At 51.8% G+C, this 19,663-nt stretch carries 15 protein-coding genes and 1 tRNA gene; 8 read left to right on the top strand and 8 right to left on the bottom strand.

All coding sequences use genetic code 11. The annotated features are described in order from the left end of the window. Positions 1-13: 13 nt before the first annotated feature. On the bottom strand, positions 14-3,550 hold the full coding sequence (locus ABDW36_RS04460) for a TonB-dependent receptor (protein WP_343700672.1): 3,537 nt from the start codon (positions 3,548-3,550) through the stop codon (positions 14-16). 278 nt (positions 3,551-3,828) lie between these two features. Next, positions 3,829-4,815, bottom strand: coding sequence for a FecR domain-containing protein (locus ABDW36_RS04455; protein WP_343700671.1), 987 nt, complete (start codon positions 4,813-4,815; stop codon positions 3,829-3,831). Positions 4,816-4,965: 150 nt separating this feature from the next. Here ABDW36_RS04455 and ABDW36_RS04450 point away from each other — a divergent pair, with 150 nt between their 5' ends. Continuing rightward, a complete protein-coding gene (locus ABDW36_RS04450) occupies positions 4,966-5,535 on the top strand; it encodes an RNA polymerase sigma-70 factor (protein WP_343701700.1) in 570 nt (189 codons plus the stop codon). Here ABDW36_RS04450 and ABDW36_RS04445 read toward each other — a convergent pair. From ABDW36_RS04445 to ABDW36_RS04435, 3 genes are all read right to left on the bottom strand, one after another. Beyond that, positions 5,525-7,309 carry a glycoside hydrolase family 9 protein gene (locus tag ABDW36_RS04445; protein ID WP_343700670.1) on the bottom strand — a complete coding sequence of 595 codons (1,785 nt, stop codon included), beginning with the start codon at positions 7,307-7,309 and terminating at the stop codon, positions 5,525-5,527. The two genes, ABDW36_RS04450 and ABDW36_RS04445, sit on opposite strands and share 11 nt — an antisense overlap. Before the next feature lie 48 nt (positions 7,310-7,357). Beyond that, entirely contained in the window at positions 7,358-8,134 is a 777-nt protein-coding gene (locus tag ABDW36_RS04440; protein WP_343700669.1) for a murein L,D-transpeptidase catalytic domain family protein, read from the bottom strand. A 118-nt stretch (positions 8,135-8,252) separates the two neighbouring features. After that, on the bottom strand, positions 8,253-8,651 hold the full coding sequence (locus ABDW36_RS04435) for a hypothetical protein (RefSeq protein ID WP_343700668.1): 399 nt from the start codon (positions 8,649-8,651) through the stop codon (positions 8,253-8,255). Between the two features lie 529 nt (positions 8,652-9,180). Here ABDW36_RS04435 and ABDW36_RS04430 point away from each other — a divergent pair. The 4 genes from ABDW36_RS04430 (at position 9,181) to ABDW36_RS04415 (ending at position 12,972) form a co-directional block, all read left to right on the top strand. After that, positions 9,181-9,254 (top strand) — tRNA-Arg (locus ABDW36_RS04430). A gap of 448 nt (positions 9,255-9,702) precedes the next feature. Then, a complete protein-coding gene (locus ABDW36_RS04425; protein ID WP_343700667.1) occupies positions 9,703-10,785 on the top strand; it encodes a slipin family protein in 1,083 nt (360 codons plus the stop codon). 361 nt (positions 10,786-11,146) lie between these two features. Further along, complete coding sequence (locus tag ABDW36_RS04420) at positions 11,147-11,935, top strand: SDR family oxidoreductase (protein ID WP_343700666.1); 789 nt, start codon at positions 11,147-11,149, stop codon at positions 11,933-11,935. Positions 11,936-11,994: 59 nt separating this feature from the next. Further along, positions 11,995-12,972 carry a VOC family protein gene (locus ABDW36_RS04415; protein ID WP_343700665.1) on the top strand — a complete coding sequence of 326 codons (978 nt, stop codon included), beginning with the start codon at positions 11,995-11,997 and terminating at the stop codon, positions 12,970-12,972. On the opposite strand, the gene ABDW36_RS04410 is transcribed toward ABDW36_RS04415, so the two are convergent. From ABDW36_RS04410 to ABDW36_RS04400, 3 genes are all read right to left on the bottom strand, one after another. After that, a complete protein-coding gene (locus tag ABDW36_RS04410; RefSeq protein WP_343700664.1) occupies positions 12,965-13,858 on the bottom strand; it encodes a 1-acyl-sn-glycerol-3-phosphate acyltransferase in 894 nt (297 codons plus the stop codon). The genes ABDW36_RS04415 and ABDW36_RS04410 overlap by 8 nt on opposite strands. A 118-nt stretch (positions 13,859-13,976) precedes the next feature. Next, positions 13,977-14,357 carry a helix-turn-helix domain-containing protein gene (locus ABDW36_RS04405; RefSeq protein ID WP_343700663.1) on the bottom strand — a complete coding sequence of 127 codons (381 nt, stop codon included), beginning with the start codon at positions 14,355-14,357 and terminating at the stop codon, positions 13,977-13,979. A 65-nt stretch (positions 14,358-14,422) separates the two neighbouring features. Next, positions 14,423-15,028, bottom strand: a complete 606-nt coding sequence (locus tag ABDW36_RS04400; RefSeq protein WP_343700662.1) for a Crp/Fnr family transcriptional regulator — start codon at positions 15,026-15,028, stop codon at positions 14,423-14,425. Positions 15,029-15,245: 217 nt separating this feature from the next. Between ABDW36_RS04400 and ABDW36_RS04395 the strand changes: the two genes are divergently transcribed. The 3 genes from ABDW36_RS04395 (at position 15,246) to ABDW36_RS04385 (ending at position 19,650) form a co-directional block, all read left to right on the top strand. Next, complete coding sequence (locus ABDW36_RS04395; RefSeq protein ID WP_343700661.1) at positions 15,246-17,264, top strand: copper-translocating P-type ATPase; 2,019 nt, start codon at positions 15,246-15,248, stop codon at positions 17,262-17,264. Positions 17,265-17,383: 119 nt separating this feature from the next. Further along, the gene (locus tag ABDW36_RS04390) at positions 17,384-18,085 is read left to right on the top strand and encodes an Error-prone repair protein ImuA (protein WP_343700660.1); all 702 of its coding nucleotides are present in this window, start codon (positions 17,384-17,386) and stop codon (positions 18,083-18,085) included. 62 nt (positions 18,086-18,147) lie between these two features. Beyond that, positions 18,148-19,650 carry a DNA polymerase Y family protein gene (locus tag ABDW36_RS04385; protein ID WP_343700659.1) on the top strand — a complete coding sequence of 501 codons (1,503 nt, stop codon included), beginning with the start codon at positions 18,148-18,150 and terminating at the stop codon, positions 19,648-19,650. The last annotated feature ends 13 nt before the right edge of the window (positions 19,651-19,663 follow it).

The raw sequence follows: 19,663 nt of genomic DNA, 5'->3' as shown, positions 1-19,663 counted from the left end.
TCCGGTTTAAATATTAAAAGGTGACTTGAAGGCCGAAAGAAATTTCTTTACGGTAAGGATAAACACGGCCGAATGACGTTGCATCCGTTTGCTCTGCCGTCAGGTCCACTTCAGGGTCAATGGGAACGCTCAGGTTGTCCCAGGTAAGCAGGTTCTCACCGCTGATATATACGCGTGCCTGCCTGATATGCGCCCGGTTGGTAATATGGGCCGGCAATGTATACCCCAGTGAAATATTTTTCAGGCGGAGGTAAGACATATCCAGCAGGTAGCGGGATTGTACATAGAAGTTACGGCTGTTGTTAGATTTGCCGGCGTCTGTGGGGCGGGGGTAAAAAGCGTCTGTACGGTCTGCCCTCCAGTAGTCCATCTGGTGAGTGTACCATCCTTCCGCGGCATTGAAGCCGGGTATCACTACCGGCCCGCTCGGCCACAGTTCGCGTTTGCCCACGCCCTGCAGGTAAAAGCTGAAATCAATCCCTTTCCAGTCTGCACCGGCGCGGAAGCCGTACTGGTAACGGGGTGTGGAATTACCTATCACGCGCAGGTCACCATAGTCATCCAGCGTGCTGGTACCTGAAAATACTTCGCCGTTACCGTCCAGGTCTCTGTACTTCACGTCACCAGGTCCGTATTGGAACCAGTTGGTATTGCCTGCCAGTTTTGTCTGGCTGGGGATGCCTTCTTTCGGTATCCAGTTATTCCCGTTCTTGGTGAAGTCGCTTTCCTGGAAGAGACGGTCTGTTTCATACCCCCATATCTCGCCCAGCAATTTACCATCGTAATAGCCGCTGATGGCCCTTGTGCCGGAATAACGGATGATCTCTTCCCTGAAATCAGACAGGGTGGCCATGGCGTTGATACGGATGCCGTTGTCAAGCGAATGGTTCCAGTCAATGGCCAGTTCCCAGCCGGTAGCCTGCATGGCGCCGTAGTTGCGGGAGGGGATAGTGCCGCCGTAAGAGCTGGGCAGCGTAATGCCCGGGGTGATCATATCCGTTGTTTTTCTACGGTACCAGTCAAAGCTTACACCCAGTTCGTTGTTCAGGAAACGGATGTCCGCACCGAAATCTGTAGTGGCCACGGTTTCCCAGGTAAGCGAGCGGGATACCTCCTGCGGCGTGCCTACAGTGGTCATGTTGGTGTTGCCGATCAGCCAGCCAGAGGCAGAACCACTCATAGTGGGAATGAATTTATAATCACCCAGCGGGCCAACGTTCTGGTTACCTACAGAACCATAGGAACCGCGGATTTTCAGGAATGACAATACCGGTTTGGCAAATTCCATGAACTTTTCTTCGGATATCACATAACCGGCAGAAGCCGATTTGAAGAAAGCATACTGGTCATCTTTGGGGAAACGGGAAGAACCGTCATAACGGCCGTTCAGTTCCAGCAGGAATTTATTCTTGTAATCGTAAGTGATCCTTCCAAAGTAACCATTGGTAGCCCAGTGTCCGCTGGAGCCCGTGGCAAACTGGTCTCCGGTGGCAAGTGACAGTTCTCCTCTTTCCGGGTCTATTAATCCATTCCTTTTTGAGTTATTGCTGCCATAAGTATACACATCCACATCCGTACCTACCATCAGCTTGAGGTTATGGGAACCGAAACTTTTGGTATAGGTAGCATACGCCCTGCCGGAGTTCATATCGTTCCAGGAAGAATAATAAGCCACATAGTCATAAGCCGCAGACTGGTAGTTGGGGAGATAGTTCAGCGAACCGCCCCAGAAGTCTATACCGGCCGTGCCACCGCCAACGTTCCGTTCACGGGTATTAGTGGCAGAGTACGTATAATCTACATCTATGGTGAGGTCTTTCAGCGGCCGCAGGGTGGTACCTACCTGTACGCGGTTGAAGCGGGATTTGGTCTGGTTCATATTAGCCTGCTGCACTTCTGTCAGTGCGCTGCGGAAAGACTTGCCGTCAAGCGTACCGTAAGGATAGATACGGGGCCAGCGGTAGAGATAGTACCATGGGCCATATGTATCTGCGGAGAAAATGAAAGGCGTTTCAAAGGTGGTTTGCGCCAGCATTATTTTACCGCGAACATCTACCCAGTCGTTCACCTTGGTAGTAACGTTCACATTGGCATTGTACCGGTCAAATTTATCTGTCTTGAATTTCAGCACACCGTTCTGATTCAGGTAACCCAGGCCTACGTGAAAGGTGGTTTTTTCCGTTCCGCCGGTAAAGGACAGGTCGTGCTTCTGCATCATGGTGTTTTTCTTCATGTACTCTTCGGCTACGTCCCAGGGGCGGTAGAAGAAGAGCTTGCCGTCCCTGATCTCCAGATCGCGGCCCATTACCATTTCAGGGCCAAGGTTCTGGCCGCCGTAGGTTTTTTCCCAATCCCTGATTTTCTGGATGCCGATGTCATCGAAATACATCCCTAACACGCCAAACTGGGTTTGGGCGGGGTTGTTGCTGGAGCGGCGGAGCACTTCCAGCACGGTTTCTGCGCCTTCGGCGGCCGGGGCCATGGTGGGCAGTTTGGTAGGCCTGCTGAAGGAAAAGTTATTGGAATAGTTGATGCTGGTAGGTGCGCCTTTTTTGCCGGATTTGGTGGTGATCAACACTACACCCCAGGCGGCACGCGTACCGTAAATAGAGGTGGAGGCGGCGTCTTTCAGCACAGAAATGGTCTCAATGTCTTGCGGGTTCACCATTTGCAGGCTGGGTATTTCCACGTTGTCTACCAGTATCAGGGGCCTGGCGCCGCCGCTGCTGTTGAGTGAGCCGGTTATACCACGCAGCCTGATATTGGGGTTGCGGCCAAGGTCGCCGCTGGCGGTGGTGATGGTAAGACCAGGCACCGCGCCCTGCAGGCCGCGGCCTACGTCAGAAAGAGGGCGTGATTCCAGTGTTTTTTTCACGTCTACGGTAGATACGGCGCCGGTGAGGTTGGCCTTTCTCTGTGTGCCGTACCCTATCACCACCACATCGTCCAGCTTGCGGTTGTCTGCCTTCAGCACAATGTTCACCGCACCCGTTCTCCCTACTACATGCTCATGGGTTACCGCGCCAATAGAGCTGAAAATGATCACATCTCCACGGTTCACGGTGAGGGTATATCCGCCGGTGGCGTCGGTGAAAACGCCTTTGGTAGTATTTTTCACCCTTACAGATACGCCTGGCATGGGCGTGCCGGCTTCGTCCGTTACTTTCCCTTTCAGGGTTACCGTAGTGTCTGCCACCGTATTATCTGCTACCGGAGCCGGGGGCAGCTCATGACGGCTTACGATCATGATGGTATTGTCTGATAACTTATAGCCCAGGTCTGTATTGTTCAACAAGGCTTTCAGCGTGGCGCTGACGCTCCTGGTAGCAAAGTCCAGAGACACGTTGGCGTATTTCGCCACATTTTTTGAGGCATAAGCAATCCGGAAACCGGACAGTTTTTCAAGCTGGCCCAGAACTTTCTCAAGGGTAGCATTGGAAGCCTCCATGGTCACTTTCTTCTCGTCAAGTGCCTGGCCTTTGGTGGGTATAGCCCACAAAAGGTGGATGCTGGCCAACATGCAAATGAGGGTGGAGAGGCTCAATCTCATAAAAAAACGCATTTGCGTAGAATAAACTGCTGTTGTAAAAGCCGGCAATAGCCGTCTATTAGCAAAAACCACGGATTTTTGCATAATTTGCAATAGTTTAAAATGATGAAGAAATAGCCCATTGAGGCTGTTTACGTTTTAAGCGATACCCCTCCCGACCTACCACAGACGGAGGGGTTTTTCGTAGCCCGCGTCACTCAGGACGGCGGACCCATAATAAGTGTCATGGTATAAGATTTTGGTTTACTGAACTTGATTGCTACCAGTTATCCTCTCTTTTAATTGTCCGAACATCCTTCTCCACTGATCACCACGTCTCTACCTGAAATGGTGTAGGAGGCATTGCTCACTGTACAAAGCACAAACAATACTTTGTCAAGCGTTTCAGTGCCTTCAAAAGTGGCCCTGATGCGGCATTTTTTCATTACTTCGTTGGCAAACCGGATGTTTACCTGATACTGTTCATTGATCTGTTGGGCAATGTCGTCAAACGGTACGGCGTTGAAGTCCATCCCTTTTTTCAGCCAGGCTACCGTTTCGGCTGATTTTACGGGGGTAGTCTCCACCTTTCCGGGGTTATATACGATCTGTTGATCAGGGTGCAATATGCCCAATAGCTTGCGCCCGTCTTCTTCCTCTATTTTTACCTTTCCCCGGGTTACCGTCACGGTCACAGACGGCTGATCCGGGTATGCTTTAATATTAAAAGCCGTGCCCAGCACGGTGGTTACCAATTTGCCGGAATGGATGAGGAAGGGTTGGCCCGGCTGATTTTTGATGTCGAAATAGGCTTCGCCCACAAGGGTAACCTCCCTGGTGGTCCCATTAAACTTTTCAGGATATTTGAGGCTGCTGCCTTCACGCAATACCACGGTACTGCTATCCGGCAGCAGGATGAAACGTTTACTGTCAGGCTTTTTGGCCGCAATGGCCAGTACGGGCCCGGCGCCGGTATTTTCTTCCATGGAAGCGGGGCGGCTGAACCAGAGCAGCGCGCCAATGCCGATAATGGGCACCAGTACGGCGGCGGCCCTCCACCAGGTATGGCGGCGCTCCCCGTTAAAGAGTGCGTCTTTACGGCGGCGCACCTCCCGGAAATCCTGCAGCAGCTCCCTGGCCAGCTCCTCGTCAGAACGCCATTCCACCGCTTCAGCGGCCGGGTGCTTCCAGGATTCATACCAGCTTTCCAAAGCCTGCAATTCCTCCGGACTGCACGTTCCGGCCCTGTATTTCTCCAGTAATTCTTTTACATCAAACAGGCTCATACGCTAAAAAATAAACTTCGGTTACATATATGGACAAACAATAAAAACGAAACCGTTATGCGCTTAAAAAAAATATTTTTTTAACGCTTTCACTTTGTATTTAGCGCTTATTTTTGCTTACATTTAACTTACGCAAAAGAACCAAAGTCTATTCCACATTACATTCACCATACAGACGTAGAGCTCCTCTCATTCTGGAAAAAGGGCGATCAGGGTGCGTTTGACGCGCTTTATGAACGTTATGCCGTTATGCTGCTGAAAAAAGCATATGAGAAAACCGGCGATAAAGAGACTGCCCGTGAATTTGTGCAGGAAGTATTCCTGGAGTTGCTGGAAAGGAAAGACAGGTTGGAGATACACACTTCTTTCAAAGCATATATTTTTACCGCGTTGCGCAACCGGGTGTTGAACTTCCTGCACCGGCAGGCCATTCATCAGAAGTACGAACTGTTCCAGGAAACCCGGCCGGCCGCTGCCAGCAATGATGTGGAATCCTACCTTTCCCATAAAGAACTGGTGCTGCAGATGTCTGAAGCCATTCAGCAGCTTCCGGAAAAATGCCGCCAGGTGTTTTTATTAAGCCGCAACGGCGAACTGAGTAACAAGGAAATTGCGGAGCGCTCCGGCATTTCCGTCAACACTGTGGAGCAACACATGCGCAAGGCGCTGCGTTTGCTGCGCAACGGGCTGCACCGCATCAGCGTCTTTTTCATTTTCTGATCCTTCCTTCATTTTCTTTCAGGGCCAGCAGGTAGATAAGTGAGGCCGTGCCGTCCATGGTGGGCTCATTGGTACTGTAATCCCCGTAGTCGTCATGATATACCACCAGGCTGCTCTGGAAAGCTGCGTACTCATCCGGCTCCGCCAGGCGTATGCCAATGAGGCTGCTGTAAATACTGCCGTACACAGGGCCGTCTACCAGGCCTCCATCTATCGGGTAATTTTTCAGGTGGGTGAATGCCGAATGCGGGTCTGCCGGCGTGTCTCCCCAGGCCGGCAGGCCATACACCATGCTGGTACCCCAGGGGTTGCAGCCAAACAGCCAGTCTACATTAGCCTGTGCAAGAGCGGCATAGGTACGGTCTCCGCTCAGCTGCTGGTACCAGTAGCACTGTATGGCAAAAGCAGTGGTGAGGTTATTGCTGCACCAGATGAAAGGCACTCCGCGGTAAAAGGCGTTCTGCTTTGCCTTGGCCCATACTTTTTCGATGCCCGTTCTGTAATAGCCGGCCAGTTGTGCTTTCTGCGAGGTGGCCGCTACTTTGGCCAACTCAAAATGCCCGATGTTGATGAAAGGGTACCATTGATAATGGCTGGCCGTGTCTGCACCCAACCATGGAGTTACCGGCTCCTTTTGCGCATACGCCATGCCTTCCCTCAATAGTGTTGATTTACGTGTTACACCATATAACTGCGCGGCGGCCAGCTCCATATCATCCGTCCAGTTATCTTCCGCATAAATGTAAGGAGACAATACAGACGCTGTTTGCTGCACGCCCGGCTTCTGCAGGCCCAGCTGGTAGGCAGAGCCGGCGCGTTTCAGCAATTCTGCCGCATAGGCAGGGTCTTCTTTTTTCAGCAGGGAATGGCCCAGCGCAAAGGCACTGGCAAATTTCCCGGCGGTAGAAGCCACGCCGGTGGTTTTGTTCATCTTTTTATATTTCACACCCTGTACCTGCGGCTGGCCGGAGCAAAAATATACCGGCCTTTCAAAACCGCGGCCATAAAAAGAATCCAGCGCGGGCAGGCGCATACCGCGGTGGTCACGGTCATCAGCAATCTGGTTAAACAGCCAGTCGCTCCGGGGGTGCATGCGCATGAGCCAGTCAAGCCCCCAGCGCGCTTCATCCAGTATGTCGGCGGTATTATTGCTGCCGGGCAGGCCGCTGGCAGTGTGCCGGTCCGTAAATACCCCCGGAAAATCACGGTAGGCGGCCAGCAGGTGCCAGGCGGTATTGGCAGAAGTGGTGGAATATTGCAGGTAATCACTGGCATCGTGCCAGCCGCCGACAGCGTTGATACGCGTGCTGTCAGGCATGGGGCCATACAGGGTGTACCCGTCAAAAGTATGGCAGGAGTCTTTCAGGAAAGGATTAAAACCGCAGCGTTGCTGACGGAGATAGCGCAAACAGAAGTCTGCCGCGCCGTTATAAACGTCAGCGCCTATACGAAAGACGGGAGATGAGGCATTGCCTGCTCTGAGAAAGTAGGTACCGGGTTTGCTGAACTTTGAAAAATCGAGCCGGAAACTTTGCCGGAAAGGGCCGTAAGCGCCAAAGGGCTGGCCGGCAGGCGCTTTGAATACTACCTTGTTGCTGGCGGAATCTACCAGCTCAAAATCGCTGATCGCTGATCCGTTGAGGCTCCCCCACACCGCCGCTTTCACTCCACCAGGCAAATAGCCCAGCTGGTTGATGCGGATGTAGTTCGAACCTTCCTCGCGGGCAGCCAGCAGCAAAGGCCACAGTAAAATAAGCAGTGCAAAGCGTTTCATAATAGCAGCATTGTTCCGGTTAAGAGACAAACTGCATATTATGAACCGTTACGCCTCGTTCCCGGAACCGGAAAGGTACTGCTTTTGCGCAGGCAGTTGTATCATTCTGGAAGCGGAAAGGTATTGCTGGTTGGGACTGTAAATAAACAGGCAGGAGCCGTTCCGGATCTTGCCGATGATCTTTTTGTGCAGGCTCACCGGCACGGCGGGACAACCCAGGCTGCGCCCGATATAACCTTGTACGCGGCCCAGTTTTTCATTTACATAGTCTGCCGCGTGCATAACAATACCCCTTTCCATAGCATTGTCATTAATACCCTGTTCCTCCCCTTCCAGCCTGAGGGAATAACCGTGCGCGCCCCTGTAGGTGCTGCCCGTTATATAAAAACCAAGACTGGATTTAAAGCTCTCCGGGGCATTGGAAAAATTGGTAGCCATTTCCCGGCCGGAATTGCGCCCGTGAGACACCAGGGTATTAAAAAGCAACTGGCCGGAGGCCAGGTCTATCACAAACAGCCTTTTTTTGGTAGAGGGGAGACTGAAGTCTACAATAGAAAGAATGTCTTCGTTTGCCAACTTCCCCGCCTTCTGCAGGTTTTCATGCCCCTGCAGCGCATACTGGAACGCTTCGCGGGAAAGGCCCAGCGAGTCCAGCGCCAATTGACCGTACAGCATTTCTGCCGCTGATACCGTTGCCAGCGCCGCTGCTGCGGGCGCAATAACCCCCGTGCTCTTTTTGCCGATGGAAGATACTTTCAGGCTGAAAAGGGAGGTCAGTACGATAAAGGGAAGTATGTAAGTCTTTTTACTAATACGTAAATTCATCCGCATCAATTTCTTTTTCATGTCACAAAATGGTTTTTCAGGAATGGTATAGTCTACAAAGATATCGAAAATTCATTATTTGTATTGTTGTTAAATAGAAAGAATTGTCTGGTTTTGGTCAGTTTTTAGTGAAGGTCAGGAACTCCTCGCTGCTGGCGTTGTCATCTGTAAGCCTGATCTCGGTACCAGTAATGGCCAGCACCTTCCAGTTATCCGTCAATTCACCCAGCGGCTTGTTCGCATCAGTTTTTTCACCAAAATCAATATCGAAACGGGTATTATTGCTGTTTAACGACCAGGTGCCCGGTTTGCTGCTGCCGCTTCTGACCGCCGTGACGGCGCCACCGGACGAAAAAGTGAAAACATAACCGGAAAAATCCCCGGTTTCATCATCCCCTCTTTCAGAAAAAAGCGTTACACGCCAGGTGCCGGCCGGCACAGCGCCCGGGTTATTGTCTGACCGGGAAGAGCAGGCCCCCAGCAGGGCGGCGCCTAACAACAAAAGAAATGTTCTCATAATTCCGTTACGATAAAACGCCGGCGGAGGTTGCTTTATTACGGGAAACGGTACTTTTTCAGGTGCAGGCAGGGGTAATTTTTCATAAAATGATCAATGCTGTTTATCCTGTACACTTGTACTGCATTGCCAAAATGCATACTGCTTTTTGACCGTGCGCCGCAGATGCATGCCGTTGCATTTGTTATTCGGAAAATAGTTCCATCTTTGCACCGTCAAAGACAAAAAAAATCATGCAACACAACATGTCACATATTAACAGCATAAAACGAGATAGCGGTTTTACCGGCTATACCGTATGCGGTGCATGTTATGCAGCAGAATAGGTTTTAAAAAACAGATTCAATATAACTGAGGCTCCGTACAACATGCGGGGCCTTTTTAATTTCAAGGTCATGATGGCAGAACAATTTGTCCGTACGCTGCGCTGTCAGCATTTTGCACAACCTTTTTGTGTACGCACGTAAGTTAATTACTGGTGTACAGAAAGCCCGGTTGCGCTGCGCAGCCGGGCTTTCCTTTTATTAACTGGCCGGTAGCTTAACCGTATAAAGCGCCATATTACGGATATGGAAGATGTGAGTTCGACTCTCACCCGGCCGTCATTTTAAAGAGCTTCCGGTATGGAAGAAAGGACAGATGCTCATTGTGCAACCCGGGCAGGGGTTTTGCATAGCCCCGCAGTGCGGCGGCAGTTGCCGGCCGTATGCTGTTGCCGGTGTAGTGTGCTGTTCCATCAGTATCTGTGTGTTGGAGGTTCGAATCCTCCCGGGCATAGCCCTTAGCTTAACGGTAGAGCAACAGCTTTCACAAGGAGTGAAACCACAAAGGGAGTACGCTGCTTCCCCAACAAATAGCGATAAGCCTGCAGGCCGGGAAACTTGCCGTATGATCCGGTAAGCGCCAGCAGGTGGATACAGAGGGGCATGCATGCCATACACTTGTTTTCCGAGTTGCACAACTGTATGAACAAGCCGCCCTGAGGTCCGCTTCCGTTGTTTATTGCATTGGAAAGTATCACCGGCCTGCTTATTTAAAAAACCTATGAGTTATGAAAAGGATCACTATCAACAAGCACCAGGTAGGCCTCGTTTACAAACGGGGAGATTACCTGCGTTTGCTCAAAGCCGGCAAGCACTGGCTCAATTTTACAGAAGACCTGGTTATTTACAACACCCTCCAGCCGTTCAATCCCCCGCAGGACCTGAACCTGTACCTGCAGGACGCCGCATTGGCCAGCGAGCTGATAGTAGTGGAAGTGAAAGACACAGAAATTGTGCTCCAGTATGAAAACGGGCTGTTGCAGAAAGTATTGACGGCCGGCCGCTACGCGTACTGGAAAAGCGTGATCAACTATGCGTTTGTACGGGCAGACATCAGCGTGGCAGACATAGATGAAAGCATCCCGCAGCACGTGCTGCAGCACAAGCTGGTGGTACCCTTTGTTCGTACCTATGTGGTAGAGAACTATGAAAAGGCGCTGCTGTTCGCAGACGGGAAATTCCGGAAAGAGCTGGCCGGCGGTACCTATGCCTGGTGGAAGAACAGCACGCCCATTCACGTGGGAAAGGTGGATACCCGCCAGTTGCAGTTGGAGATCAACGGCCAGGAAATTCTGACAAGGGATAAAGCCGCCCTGCGTATCAACGCCTGGGCGCAGTACAAAGTGACGGACGTAGAAAAAGCCCTGTTGCAGAACAAGGATTACGAACGCCAGTTGTACGTGCTGGTGCAGCTGGCTTTGCGTGAATATGTGGCGGCGCTCAGCTTTGATGAGCTGCTGGAGAAAAAAGACACGCTTTCCCTGCAGGTAAATGCGGCGGCGCTGGGTGTAGCAGTGCTGGGTTGCGGCATTCGCGACATAATACTACCGGGAGATATGAAAGATATCATGAACCAGGTGTTGATGGCGGAGAAAAAAGCACAAGCAAATATTATCATGAGGCGTGAAGAAACCGCCAGCACACGCAGCCTGCTGAACACGGCCAGGCTGATGGAAGATAACCCCATGTTGTTTAAACTGAAGGAGATGGAATACGTGGAGAAAATTGCGGAAAAGATCAACAACATCAGCCTGAGCGGCAATAACGGGGTAATAGAAGGCCTCAAACAGATCTTTGTTTCCCCGAAATAAAAAAGGAGCTGACTGTAATGGTCGGCTCCTTTAAACCCCATCACTCATGCCATGCTGCCTGTTTTTTTAAGGGCCGGCTCCCGGCCGGCATCAGGAGGAAAAAAGTTAATCCGGATTCAGATTTTGAAAAGATTTTAATTTTCTTATCTTCATGACCAGTCAACAACCGCGTACGCATTGCAGATCATTGGTGTATTCCATCGTTGCAGCATCCGCATTTATCCCTTGATACTGACATAACTCACGGGGAAAGAATCCGGAAACGATTGCTTAACCAGCCATGGCAGAGGATTGCCGGGAAAAAGCTGCCTGTGGCCCGGCACTGGCGTATAGATGTGGCGCGCCACAAAAGACTAACAGCATGGGATTTTTTACGAACAAGGTGATATGGATCACGGGGGCATCCTCCGGGTTGGGAGAAGAACTGGCCCTGCAGCTCTCCCGTGAAAACGCCCGGCTGATACTGACCGCGCGGAACGCGGAAGCCCTGGCCAGGGTAAAGGAGCAAACCGGCGCGGAATGTTTTCTGCTGCCGGCAGACCTGGAAAAAGACAACCTGGACCAACTGAGCGCCGCCGCGTTACAAGCCTTCGGCCATATTGACATCTTGATCAACAATGCCGGTGTTACACAACGGGCCGTGGCGGAAGAAACCCGCCTGGAAGTAGACCGGCGGCTGATGGAGATCAATTTTTTTGCACCCGTTGCGCTCACAAAAAGCCTGTTGCCCCACTTCCGGGAAAGAAAAACCGGCCAGGTGGTGGTGATGAGCAGCATGGCGGGACTGATGGGTTTTCCCCTGCGCACCTCCTATGCAGCCGCCAAACATGCGCTGCAGGGGTATTTTGAAACCTTGCAGGTAGAACATACCATTCCGGGATTTTCAGTCCTGATTGCCAGTCCCGGCCGCATCAACACCCCCATTTCCCTGCATGCGCTTACCGGCAGCGGCGAGGCGCATAACAAAATGGATAAAGGGCAGGCCAACGGTATTCCTGCGGCCACCTGCGTCAGGAAAATTGTGGCGGGTATGCGGAAGGGAAAACGGCGGGTGATAGTGGCCCGGGGTGAGCGGCTGCTGTGGGCATTTCACAAATTTTGCCCGCCCTTATATTATTATATTGCCCGCAAAGTGGGGGCCAATCAATAAAAAAGCCTAAATCAACTGTTATGACTTACATTACCGGAATTCAGCAAATAGGGATCGGTGTGAGAAATGTCCGAGAGTCCATGCTGGGATACAAGGAACATTTCGGCATGGATGTGCTGATATTTGATGACACTTCTGAAGCCACACTAATGACGCCCTATACCGGCGGCACCGTACACCGCAGGCGGGCCGTGCTTTCCCTGAACATGCAAGGCGGCGGCGGGTTCGAGATCTGGCAGTTCCAGGACCGGCAGCCTGTAGCGCCCGCGCAGGTGCCCCAGTATGGAGACCTTGGCATTTATGCCGCCAAGATCAAGTGCCGTAACATTGAAGCCGCCCATCAACACCTGAAAAGCTGCAGCTCCGTGAAAGTGGGAGAGCTGACCAAAGACCCTGCCGGCCAGCCTCATTTTTATGTAACTGATGCGCATGAAAACGTGTTTGACGTAGTAACCGGCAACCACTGGTTCCACAAAAACAGCAATGCCTGCGGCGGCGTTACCGGCGCGGTAATTGGCGTGCGTGACATGGAAAAGGCCGTTGGTTTCTACCGGGACATTCTGGGAATAGATAAAATGGTGTACGATGTGTCAGACGCCAAATTCCGCAGGGTACTGCTGAGAAAGCACCCCGGCAGCATCGGCGCGTTCCATAAACTGCTGGGCTCCGTAGAAATTGAGCTGGTGCAGTGCCTTGACCGTGAGCCTGTGAAAATTTACCATAACCGCTACTGGGGAGACTGCGGGTTCATACATCTCTGTTTCGACGTAATAGACATGTGCGCCCTGAAAGAGCACGCCTCCAAATTCGGTTACCATTTTTCTATTGACAGCATGGACTCTTTTGCCATGGAAAGCGCCGCCGGCCGCTTCTGCTACGTGGAAGACCCTGACGGTACGCTGATAGAACTGGTGGAAACCCATAAAGTTCCCCTCTACAAAAAATGGGGCCTTTACCTCAACCTGAAAAAACGTTCCCTGGAAAAACCTTTGCCGGACTGGATGATCAGGATGCTGTCTCTCAGCAAGGTTAAATAGACTTGTATTCTTTATAGCACCAGGCCGTAAAGGGCAGTACTGCCAGCAGCAGCCAGGCCCAGGGCCCGTAAAAGGCCGCGGCCGTGCCCGCCACTGCCAGCAGCAAGAGCGGGTAGGTGAGGAACATACAGGCAAACAAAACGGAATCATAAAAAACCGTGCCCTTCGTTTTCTTCCTGGCAAAATTCCGCCAGAGCACATAGAACCATCTTTGCGTGAACCAGCCTATAGCTGCCGGCAATGCCAGCAGCAGGCGGTTCCGCTTTGCGGGCGCAATATCCTGCAGGCCTGCCTGCATACCCGCTTCCAGGCGGTGATGCAAGGTGTCATTAAAGGTTTTGCTGTGATGAGATTCCGGCATGATCTCCCCGAAATGCACGTGAATGCTTTTAGGCGCCGCATCAAAAGAATCATACACAATAGAGACCGGCTGGATGTGTAACGAAGCAAGCCCTTCATTCTTCCAGGCATTAATGGCCATCCTGAACGTGCCTTTCCGCAGTGGCCTCACCTTGTATTCATTCACACAAACGCCTTCCGGGAAAATCAGGATACATCCGTCCTTCCGCAATATCTCAACAGACCGGTGAAACGTCTCTTCATTTTTTGCCAGGTTCTCCTTCCCTTCGCTCAGCCTGAAAATGGGTATCATATGCATGGCGCCCAGCAACCGCGCCACCGCAGGTTTCCTGAAAGCGTCCCCGCGCGCCAGAAAGTGGATACGGCGGGGCATCAGCGCGCCCATGATCATGGCGTCCAGGAAGGAATTGGGATGGGTACAAGCCAGGATGCAGGGATCGTGGTTTTCTTTATAATGAAATACGATGCGTTTGCAATAGAATTGCAACGCAATCCTGACCCATATTTTAAGGAGACTATACAGCATGTTTCTACGCCAGCCGATGGCAGATATTTTAGTTCACCGCATCATTTAAAAAAGATGCGTTACAATATCGTGCATTGTCTGGCGTAAAACAAGGCCTGGCAATAATTTTGTTCCCTTATTATTTCGGTTCCAGGCCCAATGGCTTGTTATACCCGTTCTGGCCGCCCGTTGCGATTTGCAGCAGCTGGGCCATCAACTTGATGATGGCCTCCAGCTTTGTAATCACATAAGGGTACAAAGGGGTGTCCTCATCCTTCAAAATAACACATTTCCCCCTGATAACATTCAGCAGGTCTTCTTCCGTAAAAGAGAAAAAATTCTGCATGCTGAGGTTATAAATGGCCAGGATGGATTCAAGCCGGCCATAGTGCATGTTGGAAAGCCCCTGCTCCATGGATACGTAGGTGGAGCAAGCAATGTTCAGCTGCTCCGCAACGTAACTCTGGGTGAAGTTGTAAAGAATACGGAGAAGGTAGAGTTTTCTGCCTATTTCTTTCATATGGAATGGATTTATCCCAAAATTAAATTCATCCATTCTATCAAGTCTTGATAAATATCAAGAAATCAGTAGTTGCCGGAACGGATACGGCTTAATGTTCCCGCCGATATTCCCAGGTAAGATGCTATGTAGTTCACCGGCACGCGTGTAATAATATCAGGATGTTGGGCCATCAGCCTGTCATACCGCTGCTTCGCATCATCCATCCTTAAAGAGAACGCGCGGTCCTCCATCTGGATATAATAGTGTTGCGTCAGTTTACGGCCAACAAAATTAAACTCCGGGAAGGCGTGATAGATTTCCTCCAGCAGGTCTACCCGCAGAGAAACACACCAGGTTTCTTCCAGCGCTTCCAGTACTTCGCGGCTATTAGTCTGCATGAAAAAACTTCGTACAGAAATAACGATATCGCTCTCTTTCATGAACCACGACGTTACTTCCTTTCCGTTGTCCTTGATGTAATAGGCGCGCACCAGGCCCTTCAGCGCGAAATAACAATTGCGGCATACTTTGCCATGCTCCAGAATGATGGCCTTCTTTTTAAAGGACACTACGTTTGAATGCCTGCGGATGGTTTCCTGTAATTCTGCTGAAAGAGGGTACAACCGGTTAAACATCGCAAACATGTTTGCATACATGGCATCATGCCAGCCTTCACTAAATTGTTCCATATAGTTCTCTGATTTTGGTTTCTCATAGCTGAGTGCCGCCCTTGGCGGGCATTGATGGTTAACCGGGGAACAACTTTTCAAATATAGGTTAAATATAAAAGAACGGCAAAATTATGTAACACCCTCCCGGCTGCAGCTGACTATTTTTGTTTGAGCCTTTCATTACAAGAACAAAGCCCATCACCGAATGTTATAACCATAAAAGCCTGCGAACATTATGGACCATCATGCACATCATCAACATGCACCCATGGCCGCCGGGCATAAAGATCATGACCACACCGGCGGTTATGACGAACATGCCGGGCATCATACCGCCAACTTCCTGCAGCGCTTCTGGATCTGCCTGCTGGTAACCGTTCCCGTACTGCTGCTTTCCCATATGATACAACAATGGCTGGGGCTGCATATTACTTTTCCCGGAGACCGGTACCTGTTGCTGGCGCTCGGTACTTTTATCTTTTTCTATGGAGGCTGGCCTTTTCTCACGGGACTGGTAAATGAACTGAAACATGGCAATCCCGGTATGATGACGCTGGTGGCAGTTGCCATTACCACAGCATACATGTACAGCGTGGCAGTGGTATTCGGCCTGCCGGGCATGGATTTTTTCTGGGAGCTGGCCACGCTGATAGACATTATGCTGCTGGGCCACTGGCTGGAAATGAGATCGCAGATGGCCGCTTCCCGCGCGCTGGAATCGCTGGTGGAATTGTTACCGGCCACCGTGCATGTTGAGCATCATGACCATGTAATGGACATTCCGCTGAAAGACCTGCAGCAGGATAATGTGGTAGTGATCAAGCCGGGCGAAAAAATACCGGCAGACGGTATCATTCTTGAAGGCAGCTCCTATGTAAATGAAAGCATGCTTACCGGTGAAAGCACCCCGGTAAAAAAAGAAACCGGCGCTTCGGTAATAGGCGGGGCAGTGAACGGAGACGGCGCTTTGCGCGTGCGGGTAACCGGCACAGGCAGCAGCAGTTATCTGAATAAAGTGATCGGCATGGTACGGTCTGCGCAGGGCGCCAAATCAAAAACACAGAACCTGGCCAATAAAGTAGCTAAATGGCTGACCATTGTTTCCATCAGCGTTGGCGTGATCACTTTCATTGTTTGGCTCACGGCCGGCCGTGAGCTGGCATACGCGCTGGAACGTATGGTAACAGTGATGGTAACCAGTTGCCCGCATGCACTGGGCGTGGCCATTCCCCTGGTTGTAGCTGTATCTACCACGCTTTCCGCCACGCATGGCCTGCTGATCCGCAACCGTACCGCATTTGAAAATGCGCGGCGCCTTACTACCATTATATTTGATAAAACAGGCACGCTTACCATGGGTAGCCATGAGGTACAACAGGTTATTCCGCTCAACGGGCAGTTTAACGCCGGCGAAATACTGCAATATGCAGGAGCAGTGCAGCAAAATTCAGAACATCATATTGCGCATGGGGTAATGCGGAAACTGAAAGAAGAACAGCTGGAGTTGTGGAAATCTTCAGACTTCCAATACATGCAGGGCATTGGCGTAAAAGGAACGGTGAACGGGAAAAAAGTAGTTGCAGCAGGGCCCAATTATTTCAAGCAGGAAAAACTGACCATGCCCGCCATACCTGACAGCATTGACCAGTCTACAGACACCGTGAACTTCGTATTGATAGATGATCAGCCCGCCGGCATCATCACCCTGGCAGACAGCATCAGGGAATCTGCCGCTGATGCCATTGCGCAGTTAAAAAGCATGCATATCAAATCTTTCCTGCTTACGGGAGACAATGAAAAAGTAGCCGCCGCCGTAGCCCAAAAACTGCAGATGGACGGTTACCTGGCCAATGTATTACCCCATGAAAAACAAAACAAGGTAAAAGAGTTCCAGGGCAAAGGGGAAATAGTAGCCATGACCGGTGACGGGGTGAACGATGCGCCCGCGCTGGCGCAGGCAGACGTGGGCATTGCAGTTGGCTCCGGTACGGATGTGGCCGCAGAAACGGCAGACATTGTTCTGGTGAACAGTGATCCGCAGGATGTTGTGCAGATGATCGCTTTCGGAAGGGCCACCTACCGGAAAATGGTGCAGAACCTCATCTGGGCCGTTGGTTACAACGTTATTGCCATACCGCTGGCGGCCGGGGCGCTGTATCCCAAATTCATGCTGAGCCCGGCCATGGGAGCCATTCTGATGAGTGTAAGCACTATAGTGGTGGCCATTAATGCCAGAATGCTGCGGGTGCGGTAGGTCTTTTCCTGGCAGTTGCATTCAGGAAAAAAATATTCATTTCATTACTAAATTATTTAGTAACATTGCTAAAATAATTAGTTTAAATGCCTGTTGGGAAAGCAGATATCATAGCTCAGTTGCAAAAGGATATCCTTCATTTACAGGGGCTCAGGCCGGCATTTAACGGTACCGAGGTAGATGTAGGGCTTGGCCCGGTGAAAAACGCATTTCCAGGCGCCACGTTCCCTACCGGAGCCATCCATGAGTTCCTGAGCATGGCGGCAGAACATGCGGCGGCCAGCGCCGGTTTTATTAGCGGTTTACTGGGCAGCCTGATGCAGAACGGCAATGTTTGTATATGGATCAGTACTTCCAGCGTCATTTTTCCACCGGCGCTGAAGGCATTCGGTATTGAGCCTGACAGGGTGTTTTTTATAACCCTGCAACGGGAGAAGGATGTGTTATGGGCTATGGAAGAAGCTTTGAAATGTGAGGGGCTGGCGGCGGTAGTGGGAGAAATAAAGGAGATGGATTTCACTGCATCCCGGCGGCTGCAGCTTGCCGTGGAGCATAGCAGGGTTACAGGGTTTGTGCTTCGCCATCAGCCGCGCCATTTGCATGCTACGGCCTGCGCTTCACGCTGGCGCATTACCCCGCTGACCAGCCAGCTGGAAGCACACATGCCGGGCGTAGGTTTCCCACGCTGGCAGGTGGAGCTGCTGAAGGTGCGCAACGGCAAGCCGGGCACCTGGGCCATTGAATGGTTTGCAGGGCGGTTCCGGCAAGTGTCAGAACAAACCGTGGTGGTGCCGCAGCAGCCTGCGCGTAAAATCGGGTAACCCGTTTAACAGGGATAACACTGGTCCGCCTCAAGGAGTGGCTATACGTGAAACTGGACAACATGAGGCAACGTTTTATTTCCATATGGTTTCGGCATCTTACAACAGATTGGTGCATACGGCGGCAGCCGGCATTAGGCAATACGGCATTTGTGCTCAGCGCGCCAGACCATGGGCGCCTGATGGTCACGGCCGCCAACGCCGCAGCGCAGCAGCAGGGAATTGATGCGGGCATGACGGTAGCCGATGCCCGGGCGCTTGTTCCCCACCTGCAGGTGCTGGACGATCAGCCGGGCCTGCCCATCAGGTTACTGACCGCATTGGGAGAATGGTGCATCCGCTTTACGCCCTTAACGGCTATAGACCCGCCTGACGGGCTGATGCTTGACGTGAGCGGCTGCGCACACCTCTGGGGCGGTGAAGCACCCTATCTGGCAGACATTGTTGCCCGCCTGCAAAAAAACGGCTATGAAGTACGCGCTGCCATGGCAGACACCATGGGCGCCGCCTGGGCCATAGCGAGATTCGGGAAGCTTTCTCCCATTGTTGAGCCTGGAGAGCAGGCAGCCGCGCTCATGCCGCTGCCCCCTGCAGCCCTTCGCCTCAACCCTGCTGTTACAGAGCGCCTGCACAAACTGGGCTTGCACCAGGTACACAACTTTATTGGCATGCAACGCTCCGCCCTGAGGCGGCGCTTTGGCCCCGGCCTGCTGCAGCGGCTTGATCAGGCGCTGGGCCTGGAAATAGAAGCCTTCCTGCCATTACAACCTGTTGAAGCCTACCAGGAAAGACTGCCCTGCCTGGAACCGATTGTGACCGGCACAGGCATTGAGATAGCTGTTCAGCGGCTTTTGGAAGCGCTATGCGCGCGTCTCCAAAAAGAAGAAAAAGGTTTGCGTACGGCCGTATTCGAAGGGCACCGGGTAGACGGTAAAGTGGAGCAGGTGACAATAGGTACCAACCGCCCTTCCCACAACGCTGCCCACCTGTTCAAGTTGTTCGAGCTGAAAATCCCTTCCATGGAACCGGCGCTGGGCATTGAACTTTTTGTGCTGCATGCCCCCAAGGTGGAAGAAGCCCCTTCCCGTCAAAACGTTTTCTGGAACAAGGCTGGCGGACTGGAAGACGCTAACATGGCGGAGCTGCTGGACCGCCTGACGGGCAAAATGGGAGCAGGCATCATCCATCGTTATCTACCCGCGGAACACTATTGGCCGGAACGCTCCATGCGGCCCGCTACAGACCTGCATGAAAAAAATACGGCCGCCTGGCGCACAGACAGGCCCCGTCCTATCCGGCTGCTGCCGCGGCCGGAACCCATAGAAGTAACAGCCCCCATACCTGACTATCCGCCCATGCTGTTTCGTTACAAAGGACAATTGCACACCATCAAAAAAGCCGATGGCCCGGAGCGGATTGAGCGGGAATGGTGGCTGGAAGGCGGAGAACACCGTGATTATTATTGCGTGGAAGATGAAGAAGGCCGCAGATACTGGCTTTTCAGGTCTGGCCACTATGATGTGGACAGGCCCCGCAACTGGTTCATCCACGGTTTTTTTGCGTAAAGGAAACAAGTGA

It is taken from the genome of Chitinophaga sp. (assembly GCF_039596455.1).
In the GTDB taxonomy this organism is placed as follows: Bacteria; Bacteroidota; Bacteroidia; order Chitinophagales; family Chitinophagaceae; genus Chitinophaga.
The sequence above is the reverse complement of the archived record's forward strand: the minus strand, read 5'-3'. Positions and strand labels throughout refer to the sequence as shown.

What these genes read in the sequence shown, in the direction of transcription:
- ABDW36_RS04425 (WP_343700667.1), top strand. Translation starts at nt 9,703, where the DNA reads ATGAAAAGGATCACTATCAACAAGCACCAGGTAGGCCTCGTTTACAAA.
- ABDW36_RS04395 (WP_343700661.1), top strand. Translation starts at nt 15,246, where the DNA reads ATGGACCATCATGCACATCATCAACATGCACCCATGGCCGCCGGGCAT.
- ABDW36_RS04385 (WP_343700659.1), top strand. Translation starts at nt 18,148, where the DNA reads ATGAGGCAACGTTTTATTTCCATATGGTTTCGGCATCTTACAACAGAT.
- ABDW36_RS04405 (WP_343700663.1), bottom strand. Translation starts at nt 14,357, where the DNA reads ATGAAAGAAATAGGCAGAAAACTCTACCTTCTCCGTATTCTTTACAAC.
- ABDW36_RS04460 (WP_343700672.1), bottom strand. Translation starts at nt 3,550, where the DNA reads ATGAGATTGAGCCTCTCCACCCTCATTTGCATGTTGGCCAGCATCCAC.
- ABDW36_RS04435 (WP_343700668.1), bottom strand. Translation starts at nt 8,651, where the DNA reads ATGAGAACATTTCTTTTGTTGTTAGGCGCCGCCCTGCTGGGGGCCTGC.
- ABDW36_RS04455 (WP_343700671.1), bottom strand. Translation starts at nt 4,815, where the DNA reads ATGAGCCTGTTTGATGTAAAAGAATTACTGGAGAAATACAGGGCCGGA.
- ABDW36_RS04440 (WP_343700669.1), bottom strand. Translation starts at nt 8,134, where the DNA reads ATGAATTTACGTATTAGTAAAAAGACTTACATACTTCCCTTTATCGTA.
- ABDW36_RS04420 (WP_343700666.1), top strand. Translation starts at nt 11,147, where the DNA reads ATGGGATTTTTTACGAACAAGGTGATATGGATCACGGGGGCATCCTCC.
- ABDW36_RS04445 (WP_343700670.1), bottom strand. Translation starts at nt 7,309, where the DNA reads ATGAAACGCTTTGCACTGCTTATTTTACTGTGGCCTTTGCTGCTGGCT.
- ABDW36_RS04410 (WP_343700664.1), bottom strand. Translation starts at nt 13,858, where the DNA reads ATGCTGTATAGTCTCCTTAAAATATGGGTCAGGATTGCGTTGCAATTC.
- ABDW36_RS04400 (WP_343700662.1), bottom strand. Translation starts at nt 15,028, where the DNA reads ATGGAACAATTTAGTGAAGGCTGGCATGATGCCATGTATGCAAACATG.